Raw genomic sequence first — 3,840 nt, forward strand, 5'->3', positions numbered from 1 at the left:
CCCTGGATGATCTGCTGCTGGCCGGCGGCGAGACCACCTGGACCGCGGGACCGCTGCGCAAGGGGTCCAACCTGTGCCATGGAACCGGGGGCAACGGGTACGCATTCCTCAAGCTGTATCGCCGCTTCGGCGACAGCAGATGGCTGGAGCGGGCTCGCGCCTTTGCGATGCACGGCATCAGGCAGACCGAAATCGACCTGGCCCGCTTCGGCCAGATGCGCTATTCGCTGTGGACGGGGGATCTGGGATTTGCGGTGTACCTGCTGGATTGCATCGAAGGGACGGACAGATTTCCGACGCTAGACGTCTTCTTCCCGAGCTGACGGTCAGTACGAGGCACCGGCCAACGGCGGCAAGTCGCAGCGCGCGAGCGACTTCGCCTCCTTTCTCGGAACTCCCAGCGCGATCAGCAGGAACTCGACGGTGTCGGAACCGATGTCGCGCCAGTCCCGTGGCCTTCGAGCACCGGCAGCATCGCCGCCAGCGTGCTGCCGCTGATCATCGAGGCCATGGCCGGCAACTGCGCGATGCTGAACTTGTAGCGCCCCGATGCGATGCCCGTCTGCAGATTGACGGCTGGATCACTCGGCCACACGGCCTGCAACAAGGCCAGGCTCAGTCCGAAGCGGTTCATGAAGCGGCCCCACACGGGATCTTCGTGCGCCCTGCGCACGTACGAGCAACCATATCGACCTCGCGCCAACGCTGCTCGCGATGGCCGGCATGGACCGCACGCGCAGCAGCGAATTCGCCGGCCGCGAGCTGCCGGGCAAGGACATGGGCCGCGCCATCGGCAATCCTCGCGGCAGCGACGTGCATGAGGTGCGCGACCAGGTCCTCTTCACCTTCAGCGGCATCGCGCAGACCGATGCCGAACTGATGCGCGTGATCRCCGAGGGGACAGCGGCCGGCAAGGACCAGAAGAGCGCGATCCAGGACGCGGGCTTCAAGCCCGACCTTCGCAAGCGCGGCAGCGTGCGCGCCACCTTCGACGGCCGCTACAAGTTCGCGCGCTACTTCTCGCCAGTGCAGCGCCACCAGCCGACCACGCCGGACCAACTCTATCAATGGAACGATGTGGAGCTGTTCGACCTACAGCGCGATCAGGGCGAGATGAAGAACCTCGGCGCGGACAAGGGCCACAACGAAGCGCTCGTCATGGCGATGAACCAGAAGCTCAACACCGTGATGGATGCGGAGTTCGGCAAGGACGATGGGCGCGAGATGCCGGATGTCGCCAACATCGACTGGACGCTCGACCGCGTCGAACTGTAGGCGCCCCGCGCCACGATGCCGCGCTGTCCCGGTCAGCGTCGCGAACAAAGCGTTCTGTTCCTCCTGATGATAGCGAGGCCCGGCGCTTCTGCGACCTCACAGGAGAAACGGAACAAGGGCCGCAACGCGCTGGCTATAGGCCGCATACCTTTCACCGAACTGCTCACGCATCCAGCGCTCTTCCATGCGTAGCTTCCGCCAGAAGGCCCAGAGGACCAGCGCGACTGCAACGACGCCGCCGAGGTCCCCTCGAGCGAAGGCGGAGCCCATGAACGCCAGCAGCAGGCCCGTGTAGATCGGATGACGGACGATGCCGTAGGGGCCACTGGTGATCAGTTCGTGGTCCGCTTTGATCGTCACGGTGCCGCTCCAGTTCCTGCCTAGATAGACGCGCGCCGATACGCTGAACAGCAGGCCCGCCAGAGTGACCACCGCGCCTGCCCAAAAGGGCCATGCGGCGCGAGGAAGGATGCGTACTTCGAAAGGTGGGAATGGGGCATTCGGAAGCCACAGCAGAGCCACGGCCAACGCGAGGGGGACGATGTGCGATAGCCGCGAAGGAACCGACTCATGGCGCACAGTTGCCTTGACGTTGCGCGACATCGCCCACCAATAGGCAGCCCAGCTCAGCCACATGGCCGGAAACAGGAATCGATAGACGAGAAGCATAGGAAACGCCATTGTGAGCTTGGTACAAGCCTGCCAGCGCTCGGGGTCTCCGGGCGAGACGTCACTCTGTGAGGCACTCGAGTGAGAACAGTGGCAGGTCGGCTTGCCGGCTCAGCCACACGCCGCCGCCCGCCTCCTGAAAATGCCGGGACAGCCCGGCTCGGTACACCTCGGCGCTGTGGCGAAAGATGTGCGGGTCGGTCAGGTCCTCATCCACGATGTCGCGCGCGTAATCCTCGCGCGTCACGGCCTCCACATACAGGGCGCCCTGACTCAGTAGGCCCAGGTTGCGCAAAGCGCGCTTCACGTCCGGCGGGCTGAGATAAGGCAGCACGCCCTGGCAGATGACGAAATCAAAGGGCTTCCTGACCTGGTAGTCCACCACCGAGCCGCGCTCCCACCCGTAGCGCCCGCACAGGTATTCGCTGAACTCCACTCCGTGGTAACTGGCCAAGGGGAATTGCCGCGCCACGATGTCGCGCCAGAGCCCGATGCCGCAACCCACATCCAGCACTCGCCTGACGGGCACGCGCAGGTATCGCAGGTAGGCGCAGACAAACTCGCCCAACCGTTCGACATGTTGGGGGTCCACCACCTTGGTCTTCTTGTCGAAGTAGTAGCGCCGGTAATAGGCTTCGTCGAAGGTGGCGGCACCGGCTGATTGCATATTCACACCCCTCCTCGGGCGCTGCAATGTTACTAGGCAGCTATCGACCAACTGGTCAAGAAAGGATTCCTCTCTATTCAGGCGCAGTCGGCCGCGAAGTTGGTCACAACATGCATGCTCTGAACATGCGGCCCGCGCCCGCCTCGGCGCTCTACGGTCGGGGACGATGGTTAGCGCCGTGTTGCGCGATGACAAGCGCGAAATGCGACCGAAATACCCGATGTTGCATTTGAAAGCGTGGCCGAACAGCGCGTGCGTACTGACCGCACAGCGCGCGGCGCAGCCCTGCCTGAACCAGCCCGATTCAGGCGCCGAACAACCGATGCACCAGCCCCCGCAGCCACACATTGGCCGCATCCTGGTGAAAGCGCCGGTGCCAGAACTGGTGCACCTCGACCACCGGTGACTTGAACGGCGGCTCGACGATGCGGATGCCGCCATGGTGGACGCAGATGTTGGCCAGGTCGCGTGGCACCGTGGCGATCAGGTCCGAGCCCTCGATGATCGGCAGCAGGCTCATGAAGTGCGACAGCCCGACCACCACCCGCCGCGCGACGCCGCGCCGCTGAAGCGTCTGCTCGAGCAGATGCTCCCGGCCGTCGGGGCTCACGACCGCATGCGAGGCCGCCAGGTAGGTCTTCATCGTGATCCGCTCGCCGATCACCGGGTGGGCCTTGCGCACGATGCACACGTAGTCGTTGCGAAACAGCCGCTGCTGGAAGAAGCCCGCCTTCTGCAGATCCGGCAGATAGCCGATCGCCAGTTCGGCGGTGCCCGAGGCCAGCGCCTCGGCCGCCGCGTGGCGCGCCATCGACAGCGTGCGCAGCGCGCAATGCGGCGCGGCCTCGGCGAAGTGCGCCAGGATCCGCGGCAGGAAGTGCACCTCCGCGATGTCGGGCGTGACGATCGAGAACTGCTTGGCCGCGATGAGCGGGTCGAAGGCCGGCATCGGCAGGATCTCGGCCTTGATTGCCTCGACCACGCGCCGAACCGGCTCGGCCAGCTCGCTGGCGCGCGGCGTCGGCTGCATGCCGGCCGAGGTCTTGACGAACAGGGCATCGTTGAACAACAGCCGAAGCCGCCCCACCGCCGCGCTCATGGCCGGCTGGCTCAGGCCCACCGACTCCGCCGCCCGCGTCACGCTCCGGTGCTCCAGCATCGCCGCGAAGKCCACTAGCAGGTTCAGGTCGACGTCCTTGATATCCATGGCGTGGATTCTATGTATATCG

At 65.1% G+C, this 3,840-nt stretch carries 6 protein-coding genes; 2 read left to right on the forward strand and 4 right to left on the reverse strand.

Annotated features, from left to right (window positions below; translation table 11 throughout):
- A partial coding sequence (locus AC1DY5_RS46030; protein ID WP_478121063.1) for a lanthionine synthetase LanC family protein occupies window positions 1-323 on the forward strand: 323 nt, incomplete at its 5' end.
- Between the two features lie 83 nt (window positions 324-406).
- On the opposite strand, the gene AC1DY5_RS46035 is transcribed toward AC1DY5_RS46030, so the two are convergent.
- Window positions 407-634 carry a hypothetical protein gene (locus tag AC1DY5_RS46035; protein WP_478121064.1) on the reverse strand — a complete coding sequence of 76 codons (228 nt, stop codon included), beginning with the start codon at window positions 632-634 and terminating at the stop codon, window positions 407-409.
- Window positions 635-714: 80 nt separating this feature from the next.
- Between AC1DY5_RS46035 and AC1DY5_RS46040 the strand changes: the two genes are divergently transcribed.
- Window positions 715-1,275 (forward strand): hypothetical protein, encoded by a 561-nt coding sequence (locus AC1DY5_RS46040; protein ID WP_478121065.1) that lies wholly within the window; start codon window positions 715-717, stop codon window positions 1,273-1,275.
- A gap of 96 nt (window positions 1,276-1,371) precedes the next feature.
- On the opposite strand, the gene AC1DY5_RS46045 is transcribed toward AC1DY5_RS46040, so the two are convergent.
- The 3 genes from AC1DY5_RS46045 to AC1DY5_RS46055 all read right to left on the reverse strand — a co-directional run.
- Window positions 1,372-1,944, reverse strand: coding sequence for a methyltransferase family protein (locus tag AC1DY5_RS46045; RefSeq protein WP_478121066.1), 573 nt, complete (start codon window positions 1,942-1,944; stop codon window positions 1,372-1,374).
- Between the two features lie 61 nt (window positions 1,945-2,005).
- Window positions 2,006-2,611, reverse strand: coding sequence for a class I SAM-dependent methyltransferase (locus tag AC1DY5_RS46050; protein ID WP_478121067.1), 606 nt, complete (start codon window positions 2,609-2,611; stop codon window positions 2,006-2,008).
- A gap of 304 nt (window positions 2,612-2,915) precedes the next feature.
- Window positions 2,916-3,840 (reverse strand): LysR family transcriptional regulator (locus AC1DY5_RS46055; protein ID WP_478121068.1); only part of this gene is annotated, 925 nt, incomplete at its 5' end.

This window comes from Variovorax sp. P4_D9 (genome assembly GCF_056401695.1).